Genomic DNA, 20,380 nt, shown 5'->3' on the forward strand with positions numbered 1-20,380 from the left:
TCAGTGACGTAGAGTTAGAGAACGATGCAACTGGCGCCCTGTTCGGCTCCCGAGAGCTGACTGCGCAGGGCGCCGAACAGTTCCCGTCCGCTGCCGATATGGCCGGCGCTTAAATCGGGCAATGTGACGATACGTTGGGACAGTTCGCTTTCGTCCACCAGCAGTGACAACTCGCCGGTGACGCCATTCACCCGCACCACATCTCCGGTGCGTACTTTCGCCAGCAACCCGCCGTTATAAGCCTCCGGCGTAACGTGAATTGCCGAGGGAACTTTGCCCGAGGCCCCCGAGAGACGCCCATCGGTCACCAGCGCTATATTATAACCGCGATCCAGCAGGACACCCAGTGGCGGCATCAGTTTGTGCAGCTCCGGCATCCCGTTGGCGCGAGGGCCCTGATAACGCACCACGATGACACAGTCTTTATTCAACTGGCCGGCATCAAAGGCCGGACCGACGTCATGCTGGCTCTCGAACACCACCGCGGGCGCTTCGATAACCTGGTTGACGAGGGGTACGGCGGAGGTCTTCATTACCGCACGCCCCAGATTGCCGTCCAATACCTTGGTGCCACCGTGATGTTCAAAGGGGCTTTCAAGGGAGGAAATCACTTTCGCATCCAAGGAGGTTTCCGGACTTTCACGCCAGGCCAGGGTCCCCTGATCCAACCAGGGTTCAAGGGTATAGCGGCTTAAGCCGAATCCGGCAACGGTATTGACGTCTTCATTGAGCAAGCCGCCTTTCAGCAGTTCGCGAATGACTAATTGAACGCCGCCGGCATCGTGGAATTGATTGATGTCCGCCGGACCGTTCGGATAAATCCGCGCCAGCAAAGGCACCGAGTCGGAGAGTTCGGAAAAATCGTCCCAGTTGATGATGATGCCGGCGGCGCGGGCCATGGCCACCAGATGCATGGTGTGATTGGTTGAACCGCCGGTGGTGAGCAGCGCCACGATACCGTTTACGATAACCTTTTCATCCACCAGCCGGCCGACGGGCAGATAATTGCCGCTGTTTTCAGTCAGACGGGTGACCTGGACGGCAGCGGCATCGGTCAATGCGTCACGCAGCGGGGTATTCGGCTGAATAAAGGAGGAGCCGGGCAGGTGCAGGCCCATCATTTCCATCACCATCTGGTTAGAGTTGGCGGTGCCGTAAAAAGTACAGGTACCGGCGCTATGATAAGATTCCGCCTCCGCTTCCAGCATGGCGGCCCGATCCAGTTTACCTTCGGCGTAGAGCTGGCGGACCCGGACTTTTTCCTTGTTCGGTAAACCGCTGGCCATGGGGCCGGCCGGTACGAATACCGCCGGCAGATGGCCGAAAGATAACGCCGCCATCACCAGACCGGGGACTATCTTGTCGCAAATACCCAGGTACAGCGCCCCGTCGAACATGTTGTGGGATAAGCCGATGGCCGCCGACATGGCAATAATCTCGCGGCTCATGAGCGATAGCTCCATTCCGTCCTGGCCCTGGGTCACCCCGTCGCACATTGCCGGAACGCCGGCCGCCACCTGGCCCACCGCGCCGGCTCCATGCAAAGCGGCTTTCAACCGTTCCGGATAGTGTTCGTAGGGTTGATGGGCGGAAAGCATGTCGTTATAGGCGGTGATAATGGCGATGTCATTATGGGTCAGGTTTTTCAGCGCGGACTTATCGTCGGGCTGGCAGGCGGCAAAACCATGGGCCAGGTTGCCGCAGGCTAATTGGGCGCGGTGGACCGTTTTGGTCCGTGCATCATGGATGCGTGCCAGGTAAGCGGCGCGGGTGGATGTGGAACGGTCAATGATACGTTGCGTCACACGGGCTACGGTAGGATTCATACATGCCTCACTTAAGATTGAACGGTTCAGACGCGCCTTTGCGGGCAGCGCTGAACAACGGAATGTGTTGTCCGATGGCACATCAGGATGCTTTTGCGCTTTTATTATTAAAATATGTCGGTAGCGGTGCCGCCTGACGGCGCTTTTTTTCGGTTGGCCCCCAGAAAGGCCGGTGCTTTCATTGCTATCTCAACCGGAACTCGCGTCGGAATATCAAATTTGAATCGTTTCAGCTACTAAGAACTTAAAAAGCCGGAGGTCCAAAAACTCGGGCTCATCCGGCCTGGTATCAAATGTAAAATCCTTTACATTCTTTAAGACGATGATAACGGCATCGCCGGCCGTCTGGATCAGCGGGCGTTTTGCTGATTAAAATGCCGAATATAATTCAGGGTATCGTCGATCACTTTTTCAACCGGCTGGGCGATATTGACCACGAACACATCCGGTTCATCCGCTCCCGGCTCTTCCAGGGTATCGAACTGGGTCACCAGCATCTCGGATTTGAAAAAATGACCTTTACGGGCCTTCATTCGTTCTTCGATCACCTCGAAGCTGCCCTTAAGGTAGATGAACGATAAGTTGTCATTGCCCACCCGCAGGCGGTCGCGATACTGCTTTTTCAGCGACGAACAGACGATGATGGAGACCGCGTTGGTGCGCTGCATGGCAAAAGCAGCGTCGTTAATCGCCGCCAGCCAGGGCGCGCGGTCGTCATCGTTCAGCGCATGGCCCGCCGCCATCTTTTCGATATTGGCGCGGGGATGGAGAAAATCACCATCCAGGAAAGCGGCCGATAGCTCACGGGCCAGGGCACTGGCCACGACGGATTTACCGCTGCCTGAAACGCCCATTAAGACGAAGATATGATTGGATGTAGTTGTCATCGTATGGCTCCGGGCCAGCTAAAAGTTCAGTGATGTTACCGGTAACATTATGCGTGTTTTTTTATCGGTTTCTAGCGACATCAACGACTTTTATTTTCTTCTGTGATCTGCTTCAAATTATAAGAGCAATATGAAACATAACTTTTACATTAAGTGGCGTTTTTTTAAACTAGCGGGTGATAACTGAAAAAGTCTCATGAACCGCCATCTTCGCTCTCGCTTAACTTATGTTAGGATGTTCTGCCTATTTTGGCTCAATATTTGACGCTATACCCAAGATAACTCAAGTTACAGGAAGGCGGCGACGCGGCGATAAATCTGTTTGGAACAGATTTGAACGCTGCTTGCAGCGGCCCCGAAGGGGCGAGGCCCAGGGAGGGGCCGAGTATTGCCAACGCACCTGCAACTTGAAGTATAACGGGTATATTTTTTCTGCGGTGGATGGGTAACAGTGAACAATCGAACTGACGGACTTCGCCGGCAATTGGCCCAGCGCATCATGGTGCTGGACGGCGCCATGGGCACCATGATTCAGAGCTACCGGCTGGAGGAAGCGGACTACCGGGGCGAGCGTTTCGCCCAGTGGCCCAGTGATTTGAAGGGCAATAACGATTTGCTGGTGCTCAGCAAGCCCGAGGTGATTTCCGCTATTCACTACGCCTATCTGGAGGCGGGCGCCGACATCCTGGAAACCAATACCTTTAACTCCACCGCCATCGCCATGGCCGATTATCATATGGAATCGCTGGCCGGCGAACTCAATGTCGAAGCCGCCCGCCTGGCACGTCAGTGCGCCGACGAATGGACGGCGCGCACCCCGGAGAAACCGCGTTATGTTGCCGGCGTACTGGGTCCCACCAACCGTACCGCCTCGATATCCCCCGATGTAAACGATCCGGCTTTTCGCAACGTGACCTTTGACCAGTTAGTGAATGCTTACAGAGAGTCGGTGCACGGGCTGGTGGAGGGGGGCGTGGATTTGATTATGGTGGAAACCATCTTTGATACCCTCAATGCCAAGGCGGCCATCTTCGCCATTGAAACCGAATTTGAAGCCATGGGCGTGGAGTTGCCGGTGATGATTTCCGGCACCATCACCGATGCCTCGGGACGGACGCTGTCCGGCCAGACCACCGAAGCCTTTTATAACTCCCTGAGGCACGCCAGACCGCTGTCGTTTGGTTTGAACTGCGCCCTTGGCCCGGATGAGCTGCGGCAGTATGTCGCCGAGTTGTCCAGAATCGCCGACTGTTATATCAGCGCCCATCCCAATGCCGGATTACCCAATGCCTTCGGCGAATACGATCTCGGCCCCGATGTCATGGCCAAGCAGATCAAGGAATGGGCCGGCGCCGGTTTTTTGAATATCGTCGGCGGCTGCTGCGGCACCACGCCGGAACATATCGCCGCCATGGTCCGCGCCATTGAGGGCATCCCGCCGCGCCGGTTGCCGGATCGGCCGGTAGCCTGCCGCCTGGCGGGGCTGGAACCCCTTAACATCGATAAAGACACGCTGTTTGTGAATGTGGGCGAGCGCACCAATGTCACCGGCTCGGCGCGTTTTAAACGGCTGATAAAAGAAGAAAAATATAATGAAGCCCTGGCCGTGGCCCTGCAGCAGGTGGAAAGCGGCGCGCAGGTGATCGATATCAACATGGATGAAGGCATGCTGGATTCCGAAGCCGCCATGGTGCGTTTCCTGAGCCTTATCGCCGGAGAACCGGATATCGCCCGCGTGCCCATCATGATCGATTCGTCCAAATGGGATGTTATCGAGCAAGGCCTGAAATGCATCCAGGGTAAAGGCATCGTCAACTCCATCTCCATGAAGGAGGGGGAGGAGATTTTTATCCACCATGCCCGCCTGGTGCGCCGTTATGGCGCCGCGATGGTGGTGATGGCCTTTGACGAGGATGGGCAGGCGGATACCCGTGCGCGCAAAATCGCCATTTGCCGCCGGGCTTACCGGATCCTGACCGAGACGGTGGGCTTTCCGCCGGAAGATATCATTTTTGATCCGAATATCTTTGCCATCGCCACCGGTATTGAGGAGCATAACAATTATGCGATGGATTTCATCGGCGCCTGTGCCGATATCAAGGCCGAACTGCCTCACGCGCTGATTTCCGGCGGCGTCTCCAACGTGTCTTTCTCGTTTCGCGGCAATGAACCGGTCCGGGAAGCCATCCATGCGGTATTCCTTTATCATGCTATCCGCAACGGTATGGATATGGGCATCGTCAATGCCGGTCAACTGGCCATTTATGACGACCTGTCGGCGGAGTTGCGCGAGGCGGTGGAGGATGTGGTGCTTAATCGCCGCGCCGACGGTACCGAACGGCTGCTGGAATTGGCGGAGAAGTACCGCGGCGGCAAAGCCGACGAGGTCAGCAAGCAACAGCAGGCGGAATGGCGCGGATGGCCGGTGATAAAACGCCTTGAGTACGCCTTGATAAAAGGGATTACCGAGTTTATCGAGCCGGATACCGAAGAAGCGCGGCAACAGGCGGCTCAGCCCATCGAGGTCATCGAAGGCCCTTTGATGTCCGGCATGAACGTGGTGGGGGATCTGTTTGGCGCAGGCAAGATGTTTTTGCCGCAGGTGGTGAAATCGGCGCGGGTCATGAAGCAGGCGGTGGCGTATCTGGAACCCTTTATCCAGGCCGGCAAGCAGCAAAAAAAGGCGGCGGGCAAAGTCCTGCTGGCGACGGTGAAAGGCGATGTCCACGACATCGGCAAAAATATCGTCGGCGTGGTTTTGCAATGCAATAACTACGAAATCATCGATTTGGGCGTTATGGTTCCGATGGATAAGATCCTGAAAACCGCCCGGGAAATGAACGTGGATATCATCGGCCTGTCCGGCTTGATCACGCCGTCGCTGGATGAAATGGTCAACGTCGCCAAGGAGATGGAACGGCAGGGATTTACGTTGCCGCTGCTGATTGGCGGTGCAACCACCTCCAAGGCCCATACCGCGGTGAAAATCGAGCGCAACTACAGCGGACCGACGATATATGTGCAAAACGCGTCCCGTAGCGTTGGGGTGGTTTCCGCACTGCTGTCCGATACGCAACGGGACGAATTTGTGCGGAAAACCCGCAGCGAGTATGACACGGTGCGTATCCAGCACGCTCGTAAAAAACCCCGTACTCCCCCGGTGACCTTACAGGCCGCGCGGGACAACGACGCCGCCATGGACTGGGAAGATTACACTCCGCCGGTGGCGCACCGTCTGGGCGTACAGGCGGTGACGGCATCCATTGAGACCTTGCGCAATTATATCGACTGGACGCCGTTTTTTATGACCTGGTCGCTGGCGGGTAAATACCCGCGCTTGCTGCAGGACGAGGTGATCGGCGAAGAAGCCCGGCGGCTGTTTGCCGACGCCAACGCCATGCTGGATAAGCTCTCCGCCGAAAAATCACTGCTCCCGCGTGGCGTGGTGGGACTGTTTCCCGCCAACCGGGTGGGGGACGATATTGAAATCTATCGGGATGAAAGCCGCCGCGAGGTTATCGCCGTCAGCCATCATTTGCGCCAACAGACTGAAAAAACCGAGTTCGCCAATTACTGCCTGGCGGATTTCGTGGCGCCGAAATCCAGCGGCAAGGCGGATTATCTCGGCGCTTTTGCCGTGACCGCCGGTTTGGAAGAAGACAAGCTGGCGGCGGACTATGACGCCCAGAACGACGATTACAATAAAATCATGGTCAAAGCCTTGTCCGATCGGTTGGCCGAGGCGTTTGCCGAATACCTGCACGAACGGGTGCGTAAAGTGTATTGGGGATATGCCGCCACGGAAAATCTCAGTAATGACGAGCTGATTCGGGAAAATTATCAGGGTATCCGCCCGGCACCGGGTTATCCCGCCTGTCCCGATCATACGGAAAAAGAGGCCATCTGGGGATTGCTCAACGTTGACGAAAATACCGGAATGCGGTTGACCGAATCTTACGCCATGTGGCCTGGGGCGGCGGTTTCCGGCTGGTATTTCAGCCACCCCGACAGCAAATATTATGCCGTGGCGCAAATTCAGCGCGATCAGGTGGAGGACTATGCCGCCCGAAAAAATATGCCGGTGGCGGAAGTTGAACGCTGGCTGGCGCCCAATCTGGGCTACGATGCCGACTGAAGATTTCTCATCGGGGGCAGGAAAGCAATCCTTCGGGATTGCTTTTACTTCTTAAAATACCCATTTATTGACCATGGTCAGAATGTTTAACATTGAATTTATTAGCAATATTGATTTTATAATAAGAATCATACACCGCTAATTAATTGTGGCTAATAATATAATTATTTTACCTATTCTCCCGCCGGCGTTAGATTGATCTAAGCAAAGCGGCATTATAATCAAAACGCTAATTATTATATTAAATGTAATTGTTCATATCTTTATTTAAATTATTATTTTTTTGGAAGCAGTCTGAGCGGTCGGCAGATATTAACGATTAACCCATAGGACATAATATATTTCACGATAACGGGAGATAATTCCCGTTATCGGCAGTTATGAACCGGCGGCGTTAATGGTTTTTGGACTCATAAATATGGCAAATTGGGGTGGTATATGGACCAACATGAAGAGAAGATTTTCCTGGCAAATTTAGTGGCTGCATTCAGAACAACGCAGCGATATATGAAGCGTAATTATCTGCCCGGTAAAGGAATGGAGAAAACAGCGCCACGTTCCTGAAGGAAACCCCTTCTATGACGGTGAGAGGTTAAGATGATTCAACATGACGTGTTGTTCCGGTTCAAAGGGACGCTCAGTGAGGAACAGGTCCGTCGCATCGCCGTCGCGCTGCTGACCATGGATCGGTTTATTCCGGGTATTATCAAGGCCACATGGCACGAAAATATCAGCCGCGAGCAACACGATAAAGGTTTCAGACACAAGGTGAGCCTCTATTTTGCTGACCATGCGGCGCTGGAAGATTATCTTATTCACCGTCATCATCTTTACGTTCGAGAACATTTTATTCAGCCATCCCTCACCGACGGGGTATGTTCGGTTCTTATTTTTGATGCGCTATTAACCCCAGGTGAGGATGACTGATTTTACCCGCAATGTTTTCCACCCTTATTCCGCCTCCACGCTTATATGCAGCGTGTCGTAACGCCAGTATTCCAGGTCACAATCGATAATACGCGCGTATTGATCGCGATTGATACGGGTAATGAACAGTGCCGGGCTGTTATCCGCCACTTTCAGCGCCTGTGATGCCGCAAGAGGAAAGGTGGTGGGCAACATATCAAAGCGTACCTTGCCATAACGGATCCCATAGCGGTTAGCGTAGAGTTCGGTGAGGGAGGAAGTGAGATCCTCTTTTAGTATCGCCGGGAAAAATGCGACGTTGAGGTAATGTTCGACATAAAGTACCGCTCGCCCGTCAATGCGCCGCACCCGGCGAATGCGAAATACCCGCCCCCGCGCCGGCAGGTCCAGATGGCTGCATATCGCTTCCGGCGCCTCGATTTCACCGGCATCCAAGACTTCGGTGCCGGGTTTTCGCCCCTGTTCCCTGGCCATGGCATGAAAATGACTGCGTTGAAGCGGGTTATAGATAATTCGCGGCGGGCTGACAAACCAGCCGCGACGCTCCTCGCGATAAATCATCCCTTGTGCTTCCAGTTGACCCAGGGCTTCTCTTAAGGTGATGCGGGTGGTGGCGAATTGCTCGCTCAGGATGCGCTCCGCCGGCAAACGGTCGTTATGGGTCAATACACCTTGGGTCATCCAGCCGGTAATCGCCTGACAAATGGCGGTAACGGTTTTCTGCCGGGAAAGGCTTTGCAGAAAAGAAGCGTCATTTTGAGGCATTTTTGTCACCCATCTGCATTATCGTAGTGCATGATTTTCCGCCTTTGCGGATGCGGTAGTGAAACCATAACAAAAAACAGGCTAAAAGAATTACTGACATCAAATATTCATCTTTCTTAAGTAGATTGGCTTGGTTCTTGCTGGACTAGACCAGTTTACTGTTTCATTCACACACTATCATCCGGAGCATCACATATGAAACTTTTGTTCGCTTCAGTGTTAACTACCGCCGTTTTGCTGGCCAGTCAGGCCGGTTACGCCGCGCCCGCCGATGTGGCGGCGCTACAAAAAGCAGCACAACAAGAAGGCGAGGTTAATAGTGTCGGTATGCCGGACAGCTGGGCAAACTGGAAAGACACCTGGGCGGATTTATCCAGTAAATATGGCCTGAAGCACAGCGACACCGACATGAGTTCGGCCCAGGAAATCGCCAAGTTCCTGGCGGAAAAAAATAATGCCAGCGCCGATATCGGCGATGTGGGATCGTCTTTCGGACCTTTGGCGGTACAAAAAGGGGTGGCGCAACCCTATAAACCCAGTACCTGGAATCAGGTGCCCGCCTGGGCCAAGGATAAGGACGGTAACTGGGCATTGGCCTATACCGGCACCATTGCTTTTATCGTCAATAAGCAGACGGTAAAACAAATACCCCATAGCTGGGCCGACCTGCTTAATGGCAGCTATAAGGTTTCCGTGGGTGACGTCAGCACCGCGGCGCAGGCGGTTAACGGCGTCCTGGCGGCGACCTATGCCATGGGCGGCAACGAAAAGAACCTGAAACCGGGCCTGGATTTCTTTGCCAAGCTGGCCAAAGCCGGGCGGCTGGGACTGAATAATCCCACCATCGCTTCGCTGGAAAAAGGGGAAGTGGATGTGGGCATCGTCTGGGATTTCAACGGTCTTAACTATCGCGATACCATTGATAAAACCCGTTTCGAAGTGCTGATTCCTTCCGACGGTTCCATTACCTCGGGTTATACCACCATCATCAATAAATACGCTAAACACCCCAACGGCGCTAAATTCGCCCGGGAATATATCTTCTCCGACGCCGGACAGATCAACCTGGCCAGAGGTTATGCCCGTCCGATTCGGATAGAGCATTTAACCCTGCCGGCGGATGTTAAGGCCAAGCTGCTGCCCATCGGGCAATATAAAAATGCCCATCCCATCGCCGATCAGGCCGCCTGGGAGCAGAGTGCTAAAACCTTACCCCGCCTGTGGCAGGAAAATGTCATGATATCCATGCAGCAGTAAGTCAAGGAGTCCTGATGAAAACTGTGTTGGTGATACTGGACGGATTAAACTATCAGGTGGCCTATGACGCCATGGGCTATCTGCATGCGGAATGCGCGGCGGGGCACGGATGCCTCTATTCGCTGGAATGTGAATTGCCGTCATTATCGCGGCCATTGTATGAATGCATTCTTACCGGCATGCCGCCGGTGGAGAGCGGCGTGGTCCACAATAATGTGGTGCGGCTTTCCCGTCATCGCAGTATTTTTCATTATGCCCGCGCCGCCGGTTTGACCACCGCGGCCGCGGCCTATCATTGGGTCAGCGAACTCTATAACCGTGCGCCGTTCGATGCGGCGCGGGACCGGCACACCCTCGACCCTGAGGCGGTGATTCAGTACGGACATTTTTATCATGCGGATCATTATCCCGATTCCCATGTGTTCGAAGACGCTGAAAGCCTGCGACTGCGTTATCAGCCGGATTTCATGTTAATCCATCCGATGAATATCGACGATGCCGGCCATCGTTTCGGTTTATCCACGCCGCAATACCGTAACGCGGCGCGGGTGGCGGACGGGCTGTTGTCGTTATATTTACCGGAATGGCTGGCGGAGGGTTATCAGGTCCTGGTGACCGCGGATCACGGTATGAACGATGACCGCAGCCATGGCGGTATTCTGCCGGAAGAGCGCCAGGTGCCGCTGTTTGTCTTCGGCGATGCGTTCAGCCAATCACCGGCGGCGGTGCGGCAAACCGAACTTTGCGGTACCGTATGTTCCTTACTGGGGGTAGAACATGATAAACCGGTATGTGCGGGGCTGCTCAAATGAAAGGTAAATGGCTGGCGGCGGCCATTATGTTGCCCTTTGTACTGTTTTTCTGCGCCTTCCAGATTGCGCCGATGATCTGGATGGCCTTTAACAGCTTTAACAGCGAAGCGGGCGGTTGGGGATTTGCCAATTATCAGGAGATTCTCACCTCGCCGTTTTACCGTCAGGCCATCGTTTTTTCCCTTGAGATAACCTTCTGGTCCAGCGCGTTCGGCCTGTTGATTGCACTGGTGTGCAGCTATTCATTGCGCCAACTGGGTGTATCCCGCTTGCGAACCGCGGTGATGTCCTTCACCAATATGACCAGTAATTTTACCGGGGTACCCCTGGCGTTCGCTTTTATCATCCTGTTGGGCACCAACGGCTGTGTCACGCTGATTATGCGCCGTTACGGCGTGCTGGGGGATTTCAACCTCTATTCCAAACCCGGGTTGATGGTGCTCTACACCTATTTTCAAATTCCGCTGGGCGTGCTGTTGCTTTATCCGGCATTCGACGCCTTGAGCGAGGATTGGCGCGAGTCCGCCGCGTTGCTGGGGGCGGGACGGGTGCATTATTGGCGCTACATTGGTTTACCGGTGCTGGCGCCGGCTCTGTTGGGCACTTTTGTTATTTTGCTGGCAAATGCCTTGGGGGCTTACGCCACGATTTATGCGCTGACCGGCGGTAATTTCAACGTTATTCCCATCCGTATCGCCGCCCTGGTGGCGGGGGATCTGGACCTGGATCCAAATATGGCCAGCGCACTGGGCATGTTCCTGGTGGTGCTGATGGTCTTTATCACCCTGGTGCATCAATGGATCATCCGGCGGAGCTACACCCATGTCCAACCTTGATGTATCGCCGGCCGGTTGTTCAGGAGGTTACGATGTCGCGTATTGAAACTTTCTATCACCGTAGCGTGGTCACGGTAATGCTGGTTATCCTGTTATCACCGTTGGTGGCCACGCTGATTTACGCTTTTTCCAGCCAGTGGGGCTCGACGATTCTGCCGGAAGGCTTCACGCTGAAATGGATGACAGAGCTGTTGCGGGATCCCCGCTTTCTGATTGCGCTGGAGCACTCATTGATCATCTGTTTCGGCGCCCTGGCGTTATCGGTGGTGCTGGTGCTGCCATTAATGTTTGTAATTGCTTACTATTTTCCTCGGCTCGATTCGGTGATGAATATCCTGATCCTGCTGCCGTTTGCCGTGCCGCCGGTGGTGTCATCGGTGGGGTTGCTGCAGCTCTATTCCGACGGCCCGTTGGCTCTCACCGGCACGCCCTGGATTCTGATCGGTTGTTATTTCACCATTGCGCTGCCCTTTATCTACCGGGCCATCACCAATAATATGCAGGCCATTCATTTGCGCGATCTGATGGATGCGGCGCAGTTGCTGGGGGCCAGCACCTGGAAAGCGGCGATTTTGGTGGTACTGCCGAATCTGCGTAAAGGCTGCATGATCGCGCTGCTGCTGTCCTTCTCTTTTCTGATAGGTGAGTTTGTATTCGCTAACCTGCTGGTGGGCAACCGCTTTGAAACGCTGCAGGTCTACCTGTACAACCTGCGTAACGGCAGCGGTCATTTAACCAGCGCGCTGGTCATCTCATACTTCCTGGTGGTACTGCTGCTGACCCTGGCGGCGAATACCGTTAACAAGGACAAGGATTAATCATGTCTTATCTGGCGGTTAAACAACTCAATAAACATTACGGGCCGACCCAGGTCTTCGAGAATATCGATTTCAGCGCGGATGAGGGTGAATTTGTTACGCTGTTGGGCCCCAGCGGCTGTGGAAAATCCACTCTGTTGCGTTGCCTGGCGGGACTCACCTCGGTGGACAGCGGGCAAATCGTTCTGCAGGGTGAAGACCTGGTGCCGCTGGCGCCGCAGCAACGGGGCATCGGCATGGTATTTCAGAGTTATGCCCTGTTCCCGAATATGACCGTGGACGGCAATGTGTCCTTCGGCCTGAAAATGCAGAAATTGCAGTCCGCCGAGATCCGCCGGCGGGTGGACGAGGTGCTGGCGTTGGTGGAGTTACAGGAGTTCGCCCACCGTTATCCGCACCAGCTTTCCGGCGGGCAGTGCCAGCGGGTTGCGCTGGCGCGATCGCTGGTGACCCGGCCGCGGCTGCTGTTGCTGGACGAGCCGCTCTCGGCATTGGATGCCCGTATTCGTAAACATTTACGGGACCAAATCCGCCGTATTCAGCAGGAGCTGCGTCTGACGGCAATATTCGTCACCCACGATCAGGAAGAGGCCCTGACCCTGTCCGACCGGGTGGTGTTGATGAACAAGGGCAAAATCGTGCAGAACGGCAGCGCGGAAATGCTCTATACCCAGCCGGTGAATGCTTTCGCCGCCGGGTTTATCGGCAGTTACAATGTGCTGAGCCCGCAGCAGGCCGCTTTGCTGACCGGACGCCCCTGGCAGGGACAAGTGGCCGTACGGCCTGAGTCCATTACCCTGGTTCCGGCCGGACAGGGCATCGACGCGCGGGTCATCAGCCACAGCCTGCTGGGGAATGTGATCCGTTATCGCGTGCAAACGCAAGGCATTGAACTGCTGGTGGATGTTTTAAACCGTTCGGTGGCCGATCTTCATCCAAATGATATGCAGATTGGTCTACAGTTAGATTTAGCGACATTATGTGAGGTGGCATGAGGCTGGCGCTATTCGATTTGGATGAAACCCTCATAAATGGCGATTGCGCCAGCTTGTGGAGTCGTTATATGTTCGAACTGGGATGGACGGAGGGAAGCGCCTTTGTCCAGCGGGAGCAGACGCTGATGCGGCAATATGCCCAGGGGACGCTCTCCATGGATGAGTATATGGCCTTTACCCTGCAGCCGTTAATCGGCCGGTCAACCGGCGAGGTAAAGCACCATGTGGACCGGTTTATCGAGACCGTGATTGTCCCGGCCATGCGGGAAGAGGCCGGCCGCTGTGTTGATGCCCACCGGGCGCGGGGGGACAGGGTTATCGTCATCTCCGCCTCCGGTGAGCACCTGGTGTCGCCCATTGCGCAACGTTTCGGCGTCGGTGAAACCTTATCCATTACGCCTGAGGTGCTAGACGATTCCTATACCGGTAAGACCACAGGCATATTAACCTATCGGGAAGGTAAGGTAGCCCGTTTATCGGCGCTGCTGGGGGGAGATTTATCGGTATTGACGGAGGCAAGTTTTTACTCCGATTCCAGTAACGATTTGCCCTTGCTGATTCAAGTTGGCAATCCCCATGCCGTTAATCCGGATGGCGTCCTGCTGCGGCATGCTCAAGGGGCTGGGTGGCCGATTCACCACTGGTAATAAAGGAGTTTCAAAACGCGTGTTAACTTTGTTGCATCTGCTTTCCGCGGTGGCATTACTGGTATGGGGCACTCACATTGTCCGCACCGGGATTATGCGTGTGTACGGTGCTCGTTTACGGCAGGTGCTGAGTAGCAGCGTAGAAAAAAAACCAATGGCGTTTATGGCGGGGATCGGCGTTACGGCGCTGGTGCAAAGCAGCAACGCCACGGCAATGCTGGTGACCTCGTTTGTGTCCCAGGGACTGGTGGCATTGACCCCCGCCCTGGTGATTATCCTCGGGGCGGATGTGGGTACCGCCTTGATGGCCCGGGTACTGACCTTTGATTTATCCTGGCTCTCCCCGCTGTTGATTTTTGTCGGTGTTTGTCTGTTCCTCGGCCGCAAGCAGGCGCGAATCGGGCAAATAGGCAGAGTGTTTATCGGCCTGGGTCTGATCCTGCTGGCCTTGGAGCTGATTGTCACCGCCGCGACCCCCATCACGCAGGCCAACGGCGTGAAGGTCCTGTTCTCCTCCTTGACCGGAGACGTGGTGCTGGATTCCCTCACCGGCGCCCTGTTCGCCATTATCAGCTACTCCAGTCTGGCGGCGGTATTGCTCACCGCCACGCTGACCGCCACCGATGTGATCTCCTTTAAAGTTGCCCTGTGCCTGGTGATTGGCGCCAATCTCGGCAGCGGCATTCTGGCGATGATTAACGCCAGCGGACAAAACGCCGAAGGCAAGCGGGTGGCTCTCGGCAGCCTGCTGTTCAAGTTAATCGGCTGCGTGGTGGTGTTACCGGCCATTTCAATGCTGGCGTCCCTGCTGGGCCGTCTGCCGGTAAGCGCCGCCGAGCTGGTAATTTATTTCCACGTTTTTTATAACATTATCCGCTGCCTTATCCTGGTGCCGTTTGCCGGCCCGATGGCCCGTCTCTGTACGCAATGGATCGGCGATACGCCGGTAAGCGAACTCGGCGTGCGCCCCCGTCATTTGGATGTGAGCGCGCTGGATACCCCGGCGCTGGCGTTGGCCAATGCCTCACGCGAAACCCTGCGCATGGGGGATGTGGTGGAGAGTATGCTGCTGCTGCATCGCGAGGTGCTGCACGGTCAACCGAACAAAGACCGGGAGGTCCGCCGGCTGGATGATGATGTGGATGTGCTGTATACCGCCATCAAGCTTTATCTGGCGCAGATGCCCAAAGAGGATTTGGATGAGTCGGATTCCCGTCGCTGGGCGGAAATTATCGAGATGGCCCTTAATCTGGAACAGGCCGGGGACATTATCGAACGCATGACCGGCGATATCGCCGCCAAATCCCTGGCATCCCGCCGGGCATTTTCCCCCGAGGGGTTGCAGGAACTGGATACCCTCCATGAACAGCTGGTATCCAATTTGCGCCTGAGCCTGTCGGTATTCCTGTCGGGGGATATCACCAGCGCACGGCGTCTGCGGCGGGCAAAACACCGGTTCCGCATCACCGATCGCCGTTATGCACACGCCCATGTGGACCGGCTGCATCAACAAAACGTTCAAAGCCTGGAAACCAGCTCCCTTCATCTCGGCCTGCTGGGGGATATGAAGCGCGTCAACTCGCTGTTCTGCTCGGTGGCCTACAACGTGCTGGAACTGGAAGAAGAGGACGCGGACGATCTGGACGATCGCCACAACGCTCCCCATATTGTCTAAGCATTACCCGAACAGATTATGGTGCAGGGTTTTCACGACCTGTTCCGCGTCCTGCCCGGGTACCAGCAGGCATAGATTATGGCTGCTGGCGCCGTAGCAGATCAGCCTGATGTTAAAGGGATCAAGTACCCCGAACACATCTTTGCCCACACCGCAGGCCTGGGAGAGCTTATTGCCGATCAGGGCAATCAGCGCCAGGTTTTCTTCCACCTCCACCCGGCACAGGGACGAAAGCTCGGTGAGCAGCGATGTGGTTAAAAGACTGGCGCTGGTGGAGGTGGAGCCGGTGGTATCCATGGTCAGCGCCACGCTGACCTCCGAAGTGGTAATCAAGTCCACGGAGATGTAGTGACGGGCCAGGATATTAAAGACTTCCGCCAAAAAGCCCCGGGCCTGCAGCATGTTCAGGCTATGCAGGGTCAGCAGCGTTTGCCGGCGGCGCAGGGCGATGGCACGGAACAGAGGGGGATTGGCGGTCTTATTGCACACCAGCGTGCCGCCGATATGGGGATCTTTGCTGGAACCGACAAAGACCGGAATATCGCTGCGCACCGCCGGCAGCAGGGTGGCCGGATGAAGGATTTTGGCGCCGAAAGTGGCCATTTCCGCCGCTTCCTCAAAGCTGATTTCATCAATGCGCCGGGCTTCCGGCACCACGCGCGGATCGGTGGTGTAGATGCCCGGCACATCGGTCCAGATATCGATACGCGCCGCATGCAGCGCTTCGCCAAGCAGCGCGGCGGTATAGTCGCTGCCGCCGCGTCCCAGCGTGGTGGTGCGGCCCTTGGTCTCGCTGCCGATAAAGCCCTGCGTGACAATCAGCGCTTGGGAAATCCGCGGCAATAGCACGTTCCGCGTCAACTCCTTTAATATGCCGATATCCGGCTCGGCATGGCCGAATCGATCGTTGGTGCGCATGATTTTGCGCACATCGAACCACTCCGCGGCCACTTGGCGCTGGCGCAATATTTCCACGAACAACAGGGTCGACATCAGCTCGCCGTGGCTCACCAGCTCATCGGTGAGGGCATGAGAGGTCGCCAGGCCCGCCGCTTCGGAAAGCATGGCGATATTATCCAGCATGCGATCAATTTCTTCACGAATGACCCGTGATTCCGCCAGACGATCGATGATGGCGTATTGAATGCGGCGAATTTCATCCAGGTGGAAGGCGCGACGATCGGGTTCATTCCCTTCCGCCAACGCCACCAGCAAATTGGTGACGCCCGCTGAGGCGGACAATACCACCAGCCGAACCGAGGGATTGGACAGCACGATATCCGCGCTGCGATTCATGGCGTCGAAATCAGCGACGCTGGTGCCGCCGAATTTTGCCACAATCAGGGAGTTTGAAACTGTTTCTGCCATGCTCTTGATGCCTCGTGTCAAGATGCCATCCATGATGACAACGTTAAATGATGCCTGGCACGCGTTAAGAGCGGAAAACAGGGAGCAGACGTAGATGACCTACGATACACCCAGAAGCGCCCCACCGTGCCTATCGCCCAATGGCGAAAAAGCGGGTGACAACCCACGGGATTCAGCCCATGCGGTCGGTGGCGGGAAGTCCGTATGTTAACCGCCACCTCGGCGCCGCTCCCCCTCGGGTTCTTTCAACGGAAAACGGATCCTCCGGAACCTTGCCTGGGCGGCGCGCCTCTTCTGGTTCACGCATATACCCGTCATACTTCAAGTTGCAGGTGCGTTGGCTTTCCTCGCTCACCCCAGTCACTTACTTGAGTAAGCTCCTGGGGCTTCGCTGCGTTGCCGCCTTCCTGCAACTCGAATTATTTAGGGTATTGAATGCGCAACTAGGCCACTACAAATAGCGGGTAATTCTGTTCCTGTCAACGAGCAGCGCGAAGCGATATTCATTTTGCCGGAAAGTCATGGCGATAGCGCAAATCCGTTTGACTCTGTTACTCTGAAATACAGGCGCCCGCCTCGCGAGGCCATGGCGCGATCGGCATTGCCGGCGGATGATCATACCCAAAATAATTTGAGTTGCAGGAAGGCTGCGTGCAGCGGCCCCGAAGGGGCGAGGCCCCAGGAGGGGCCGAGTATTGCCAACGCACCTGCGGCTTGATGTATGAAGGGTATTTCGCAATAAAAAGGCATCGCAAGCCGTGGCCTTAGCGATACAATCACCGTTATCGGATCTTTTTAATTCTCAACAAGAGCGTTGCTATGAAAAATATTAACCCTAGCCACACCGCGGCCTGGAAAGCGCTGCAACAGCATTATGATCAGATGAAAAACGTGAAGATAAGCGATCTGTTCGCCCAAGACAGCGATCGTTTCAGCAAATTCTCCGCCACTTTTGACGACCAGATGCTGGTGGACTTTTCCAAGAACCGGATCACCGGCGAGACGTTGGCGAAATTACAGGACCTGGCTAAAGAGTGCGATCTCTCCGGGGCGATCAAGTCCATGTTCTCCGGTGAAAAAATCAACCGTACCGAAGATCGGGCGGTACTGCATGTCGCTTTGCGCAACCGCAGCAATACGCCGATCGTGGTGGACGGTAAAGATGTCATGCCGGAAGTGAATGCGGTACTGGCCAAAATGAAACAATTTTGCGAACGGGTGATTAGCGGCGCATGGCTGGGCTACACCGGTAAACCTATTACCGATGTGGTGAATATCGGCATTGGCGGTTCGGATCTCGGGCCCTATATGGCCACCGAGGCGTTAAGACCTTTTAAAAATCAACTGAACATGCATTATGTCTCCAACGTTGACGGAACCCATATCGCGGAAACGGTGAAACATCTTGATCCTGCTACTACCCTGTTCCTGGTGGCTTCCAAAACCTTTACCACCCAGGAAACCATGACCAATGCCCACAGCGCCCGTGACTGGTTCCTGGCCACCGCGGGAGATGAGAAACATGTCGCCAAGCATTTTGCCGCACTCTCCACCAATGGCAAAGCGGTAAGCGAGTTCGGCATCGACACTGAAAATATGTTCGAATTTTGGGATTGGGTAGGAGGACGTTACTCTTTGTGGTCCGCCATCGGCCTGTCCATTGCCTTATCCGTCGGGTTCGACAATTTTGAACAGTTGCTCAGCGGCGCCCACGCAATGGATCGTCATTTCGCCCAAACCCCCGCGGAACAAAACCTGCCGGTGCTGTTGGCGCTTATTGGTCTTTGGTATAACAATTTCTATGGCACCGAAACCGAAGCCATCCTGCCTTACGATCAATATATGCATCGATTTGCCGCCTATTTCCAGCAGGGCAATATGGAATCCAACGGCAAATATGTCGATCGCAACGGGCATCCGGTGACGTACCAAACCGGGCCGATTATCTGGGGTGAACCCGGCACCAACGGCCAACACGCTTTTTATCAATTAATTCACCAGGGTACTAAAATTGTACCTTGCGATTTCATTGCGCCGGCGGTCAGCCATAATCCGTTAAGCGATCATCACGCCAAACTATTATCGAATTTCTTTGCGCAAACCGAAGCCCTGGCATTCGGTAAATCCCTGCAAGTGGTGCAAGATGAATTCGCCGCTGCGGGCAAAACGCCGGAACAGGTGTCTCACGTGGCACCTTTTAAGGTGTTTGAAGGCAATCGCCCCACCAACTCCATTCTGATCAAAGAGATCACTCCCTACAGCCTGGGTGCGTTGATTGCACTGTATGAGCACAAAATTTTCACCCAGGGCGTCATCATGAATATATACACGTTTGACCAATGGGGCGTTGAATTGGGTAAACAGCTGGCGAGCCGTATCCTGCCGGAATTGGCCGCCGACGATAGCGTAACCAGTCATGACAGCTCCACCAACGGTTTGATTAACCGCTTTAAAGCTTGGCGTCACTGATTACCATACCCTAAATAATTCGAGTTGCAGGAAGGCGGCGAACGCTGCTTGCAGCGGCCCCGAAGGGGCGAGGCCCAAGGAGGGGCCGAGTATTGCCAACGCACCTGCAACTTGAAGTATGACGGGTATAATGATCGGACGAGCTGCCAAGGGACTGGCTGCCGTTATGCTTAATTAGCGTTTATTTAAGGGTATCTGCTTGTTTTGAATTAACATTTAAATGGTTAGTAAGGTTAATCCTAAAAAGGCGCAAAAAAAGAGCCTATTAACAATTTTTCTATGCGATTATGCCGAAAAGAGTTTTAAAATTTTAAAGCGCGCTACTTCAAGCGCATAGCCTGTTATGATCTCGATACTTTTCGTTTTGTCGGTGGCGTTACAAGCGTGAGAATTTTCTGATTTATAATCGTCATCGAACTTTCATGACATTGAATAATATGTCTATTCCCAGTCAATATTAGCGTTTAATCTTATAAATTAACCATCAAATAGCGAAAGACACTGCTTTGTTCCCCCGCAGACTTTTAATTAGGATTTTTTAACCTCAATTCCCACGGATGAATGCAAGATATATTTTATTGCATTATATTGCTTTATGATGCTTATATAAGGCAAATCAACATTCCATTGCTTTATAGTCATCATCCTCACAAGTCTAAGGTAATAAATATGAAAAAATTGTTTAATGTTGTAATAGCTGCGATGTTGATGGCTAGTGGTTCCTATGCGATCGCTGCAGCGCCAACCACCTCCAACGGCACGACAGGGAGTACGGCTACCGCTTCGGGTTTGGGCGCGGGTGCCGCGACAGCAGTGGGTGTCGGTGCGGTTGCGCTGATTGCCGGTGTCGCGCTGATCAGTTCTCACAACGATGATAACGGTAATAGCGCGGCAAGCGGCGGAGGCACCACCGGTACAGGTACCGGAACCACCACAACGACTCGATAAATCATAATTACTCGA

At 54.5% G+C, this 20,380-nt stretch carries 15 protein-coding genes and 1 riboswitch; of the genes, 11 read left to right on the forward strand and 4 right to left on the reverse strand.

The window, feature by feature from the left end; all coding sequences use genetic code 11:
• Positions 1-14: 14 nt before the first annotated feature.
• Positions 15-1,826 (reverse strand): phosphogluconate dehydratase, encoded by a 1,812-nt coding sequence (gene edd / locus HB631_RS24290; protein WP_213993757.1) that lies wholly within the window; start codon positions 1,824-1,826, stop codon positions 15-17.
• Positions 1,827-2,176: 350 nt separating this feature from the next.
• Positions 2,177-2,713 (reverse strand): gluconokinase, encoded by a 537-nt coding sequence (gntK, locus tag HB631_RS24295; RefSeq protein ID WP_213993758.1) that lies wholly within the window; start codon positions 2,711-2,713, stop codon positions 2,177-2,179.
• Positions 2,714-3,164: 451 nt separating this feature from the next.
• On the opposite strand from gntK, the gene metH reads away from it, so the two are divergent.
• Both metH and HB631_RS24305 read left to right on the forward strand, forming a co-directional pair.
• A complete protein-coding gene (gene metH / locus HB631_RS24300; RefSeq protein ID WP_213993759.1) occupies positions 3,165-6,848 on the forward strand; it encodes a methionine synthase in 3,684 nt (1,227 codons plus the stop codon).
• Between the two features lie 597 nt (positions 6,849-7,445).
• The gene (locus HB631_RS24305) at positions 7,446-7,775 is read left to right on the forward strand and encodes a Dabb family protein (RefSeq protein ID WP_213993760.1); all 330 of its coding nucleotides are present in this window, start codon (positions 7,446-7,448) and stop codon (positions 7,773-7,775) included.
• Positions 7,776-7,799: 24 nt separating this feature from the next.
• Here the strand turns inward: HB631_RS24305 and HB631_RS24310 are convergent, their stop codons facing one another.
• Positions 7,800-8,540 carry a UTRA domain-containing protein gene (locus tag HB631_RS24310; protein WP_213993761.1) on the reverse strand — a complete coding sequence of 247 codons (741 nt, stop codon included), beginning with the start codon at positions 8,538-8,540 and terminating at the stop codon, positions 7,800-7,802.
• A gap of 195 nt (positions 8,541-8,735) precedes the next feature.
• Here HB631_RS24310 and HB631_RS24315 point away from each other — a divergent pair, with 195 nt between their 5' ends.
• From HB631_RS24315 to HB631_RS24345, 7 genes are read left to right on the forward strand one after another with little or no spacing between them, the layout of a single operon-like run.
• A complete protein-coding gene (locus tag HB631_RS24315; RefSeq protein ID WP_213993762.1) occupies positions 8,736-9,797 on the forward strand; it encodes an ABC transporter substrate-binding protein in 1,062 nt (353 codons plus the stop codon).
• A 14-nt stretch (positions 9,798-9,811) separates the two neighbouring features.
• A complete protein-coding gene (locus HB631_RS24320) occupies positions 9,812-10,609 on the forward strand; it encodes an alkaline phosphatase family protein (RefSeq protein ID WP_213993763.1) in 798 nt (265 codons plus the stop codon).
• Positions 10,606-11,445 (forward strand): ABC transporter permease subunit, encoded by an 840-nt coding sequence (locus HB631_RS24325; RefSeq protein ID WP_213993764.1) that lies wholly within the window; start codon positions 10,606-10,608, stop codon positions 11,443-11,445. Before HB631_RS24320 ends, HB631_RS24325 begins: the two co-directional genes overlap by 4 nt.
• Before the next feature lie 32 nt (positions 11,446-11,477).
• Complete coding sequence (locus HB631_RS24330) at positions 11,478-12,263, forward strand: ABC transporter permease (protein WP_213993765.1); 786 nt, start codon at positions 11,478-11,480, stop codon at positions 12,261-12,263.
• 2 nt (positions 12,264-12,265) lie between these two features.
• Positions 12,266-13,258, forward strand: a complete 993-nt coding sequence (locus tag HB631_RS24335) for an ABC transporter ATP-binding protein (RefSeq protein ID WP_213993766.1) — start codon at positions 12,266-12,268, stop codon at positions 13,256-13,258.
• Entirely contained in the window at positions 13,255-13,905 is a 651-nt protein-coding gene (locus tag HB631_RS24340; RefSeq protein WP_213993767.1) for an HAD family hydrolase, read from the forward strand. The genes HB631_RS24335 and HB631_RS24340 overlap by 4 nt, the downstream gene beginning before the upstream one ends.
• 19 nt (positions 13,906-13,924) lie before the next feature.
• The gene (locus HB631_RS24345; RefSeq protein ID WP_213993768.1) at positions 13,925-15,580 is read left to right on the forward strand and encodes a sodium-dependent inorganic phosphate transporter; all 1,656 of its coding nucleotides are present in this window, start codon (positions 13,925-13,927) and stop codon (positions 15,578-15,580) included.
• A 3-nt stretch (positions 15,581-15,583) separates the two neighbouring features.
• On the opposite strand, the gene lysC is transcribed toward HB631_RS24345, so the two are convergent.
• The gene (gene lysC, locus HB631_RS24350) at positions 15,584-16,948 is read right to left on the reverse strand and encodes a lysine-sensitive aspartokinase 3 (RefSeq protein ID WP_213993769.1); all 1,365 of its coding nucleotides are present in this window, start codon (positions 16,946-16,948) and stop codon (positions 15,584-15,586) included.
• A 106-nt stretch (positions 16,949-17,054) separates the two neighbouring features.
• Positions 17,055-17,250: riboswitch (Lysine riboswitch) on the reverse strand.
• Positions 17,251-17,767: 517 nt separating this feature from the next.
• Here lysC and pgi point away from each other — a divergent pair.
• Entirely contained in the window at positions 17,768-19,417 is a 1,650-nt protein-coding gene (gene pgi / locus HB631_RS24355) for a glucose-6-phosphate isomerase (RefSeq protein ID WP_213993770.1), read from the forward strand.
• A gap of 561 nt (positions 19,418-19,978) precedes the next feature.
• Positions 19,979-20,365, forward strand: coding sequence for a hypothetical protein (locus tag HB631_RS27175; protein WP_255557262.1), 387 nt, complete (start codon positions 19,979-19,981; stop codon positions 20,363-20,365).
• Positions 20,366-20,380 lie beyond the last annotated feature (15 nt).

The organism is Sodalis sp. dw_96, assembly GCF_018449575.1.
GTDB lineage: Bacteria > Pseudomonadota > Gammaproteobacteria > Enterobacterales > Enterobacteriaceae > Acerihabitans.

Excerpts from the sequence above, each read along its gene's own strand:
- edd (WP_213993757.1), bottom strand. The coding sequence starts at position 1,826 with ATGAATCCTACCGTAGCCCGTGTGACGCAACGTATCATTGACCGTTCC.
- gntK (WP_213993758.1), bottom strand. The coding sequence starts at position 2,713 with ATGACAACTACATCCAATCATATCTTCGTCTTAATGGGCGTTTCAGGC.
- HB631_RS24305 (WP_213993760.1), top strand. The coding sequence starts at position 7,446 with ATGATTCAACATGACGTGTTGTTCCGGTTCAAAGGGACGCTCAGTGAG.
- HB631_RS24310 (WP_213993761.1), bottom strand. The coding sequence starts at position 8,540 with ATGCCTCAAAATGACGCTTCTTTTCTGCAAAGCCTTTCCCGGCAGAAA.
- HB631_RS24315 (WP_213993762.1), top strand. The coding sequence starts at position 8,736 with ATGAAACTTTTGTTCGCTTCAGTGTTAACTACCGCCGTTTTGCTGGCC.
- HB631_RS24320 (WP_213993763.1), top strand. The coding sequence starts at position 9,812 with ATGAAAACTGTGTTGGTGATACTGGACGGATTAAACTATCAGGTGGCC.
- HB631_RS24325 (WP_213993764.1), top strand. The coding sequence starts at position 10,606 with ATGAAAGGTAAATGGCTGGCGGCGGCCATTATGTTGCCCTTTGTACTG.
- HB631_RS24330 (WP_213993765.1), top strand. The coding sequence starts at position 11,478 with ATGTCGCGTATTGAAACTTTCTATCACCGTAGCGTGGTCACGGTAATG.
- HB631_RS24335 (WP_213993766.1), top strand. The coding sequence starts at position 12,266 with ATGTCTTATCTGGCGGTTAAACAACTCAATAAACATTACGGGCCGACC.
- HB631_RS24340 (WP_213993767.1), top strand. The coding sequence starts at position 13,255 with ATGAGGCTGGCGCTATTCGATTTGGATGAAACCCTCATAAATGGCGAT.
- lysC (WP_213993769.1), bottom strand. The coding sequence starts at position 16,948 with ATGGCAGAAACAGTTTCAAACTCCCTGATTGTGGCAAAATTCGGCGGC.
- pgi (WP_213993770.1), top strand. The coding sequence starts at position 17,768 with ATGAAAAATATTAACCCTAGCCACACCGCGGCCTGGAAAGCGCTGCAA.
- HB631_RS27175 (WP_255557262.1), top strand. The coding sequence starts at position 19,979 with ATGCAAGATATATTTTATTGCATTATATTGCTTTATGATGCTTATATA.